This is a genomic window from Pseudomonas sp. GW821-FHT01E05 (assembly GCF_059422425.1).
Genome location: NZ_JBWKWW010000027.1, coordinates 1,863 through 3,578 on the forward strand (window position 1 = coordinate 1,863; position 1,716 = coordinate 3,578).

Consider the following 1,716-nt stretch of genomic DNA (forward strand, 5'->3'; position numbering starts at 1 on the left):
TGTGTTAAAGCTTAGAAATGAGCATTCCATCGAACGATGGTGAATGTTGATTTCTAGTCTTTGATTAGATCGTTCTTTAAAAATTTGGGTATGTGATAGAAAGATAGACTGAACACTACTTTCACTGGTAGTGGATCAGGCTAAGGTAAAATTTGTGAGTAATTGCGAATTTTCGGCGAATGTCGTCTTCACAGTATAACCAGATTGCTTGGGGTTATATGGTCAAGTGAAGAAGCGCATACGGTGGATGCCTTGGCAGTCAGAGGCGATGAAAGACGTGGTAGCCTGCGAAAAGCTTCGGGGAGTCGGCAAACAGACTGTGATCCGGAGATGTCTGAATGGGGGAACCCAGCCATCATAAGATGGTTATCTTGTACTGAATACATAGGTGCAAGAGGCGAACCAGGGGAACTGAAACATCTAAGTACCCTGAGGAAAAGAAATCAACCGAGATTCCCTTAGTAGTGGCGAGCGAACGGGGACTAGCCCTTAAGTGGCTTTGAGATTAGCGGAACGCTCTGGAAAGTGCGGCCATAGTGGGTGATAGCCCTGTACGCGAAAATCTCTTGGTCATGAAATCGAGTAGGACGGGGCACGAGAAACCTTGTCTGAATATGGGGGGACCATCCTCCAAGGCTAAATACTACTGACTGACCGATAGTGAACTAGTACCGTGAGGGAAAGGCGAAAAGAACCCCGGAGAGGGGAGTGAAATAGATCCTGAAACCGTATGCGTACAAGCAGTGGGAGCCCACTTTGTTGGGTGACTGCGTACCTTTTGTATAATGGGTCAGCGACTTATTTTCAGTGGCGAGCTTAACCGAATAGGGGAGGCGTAGCGAAAGCGAGTCTTAATAGGGCGTCTAGTCGCTGGGAATAGACCCGAAACCGGGCGATCTATCCATGGGCAGGTTGAAGGTTGGGTAACACTAACTGGAGGACCGAACCGACTACCGTTGAAAAGTTAGCGGATGACCTGTGGATCGGAGTGAAAGGCTAATCAAGCTCGGAGATAGCTGGTTCTCCTCGAAAGCTATTTAGGTAGCGCCTCATGTATCACTGTAGGGGGTAGAGCACTGTTTCGGCTAGGGGGTCATCCCGACTTACCAAACCGATGCAAACTCCGAATACCTACAAGTGCCGAGCATGGGAGACACACGGCGGGTGCTAACGTCCGTCGTGAAAAGGGAAACAACCCAGACCGTCAGCTAAGGTCCCAAAGTTATGGTTAAGTGGGAAACGATGTGGGAAGGCTTAGACAGCTAGGAGGTTGGCTTAGAAGCAGCCACCCTTTAAAGAAAGCGTAATAGCTCACTAGTCGAGTCGGCCTGCGCGGAAGATGTAACGGGGCTCAAACCATACACCGAAGCTACGGGTATCACTTAGGTGATGCGGTAGAGGAGCGTTCTGTAAGCCTGTGAAGGTGAGTTGAGAAGCTTGCTGGAGGTATCAGAAGTGCGAATGCTGACATGAGTAACGACAATGGGTGTGAAAAACACCCACGCCGAAAGACCAAGGTTTCCTGCGCAACGTTAATCGACGCAGGGTTAGTCGGTCCCTAAGGCGAGGCTGAAAAGCGTAGTCGATGGAAAACAGGTTAATATTCCTGTACTTCTGGTTATTGCGATGGAGGGACGGAGAAGGCTAGGCCAGCTTGGCGTTGGTTGTCCAAGTTTAAGGTGGTAGGCTGGACTCTTAGGTAAATCCGGGAGTCCA

The 1,716-nt window shown here is 49.4% G+C and carries 1 rRNA gene (cut by a window edge); it reads left to right on the forward strand.

The features are described 5' to 3' along the window. Positions 1–220 precede the first annotated feature (220 nt). Positions 221–1,716, forward strand: a 23S ribosomal RNA gene (locus AC07W5_RS29445) (it continues 1,470 nt past the right edge of the window).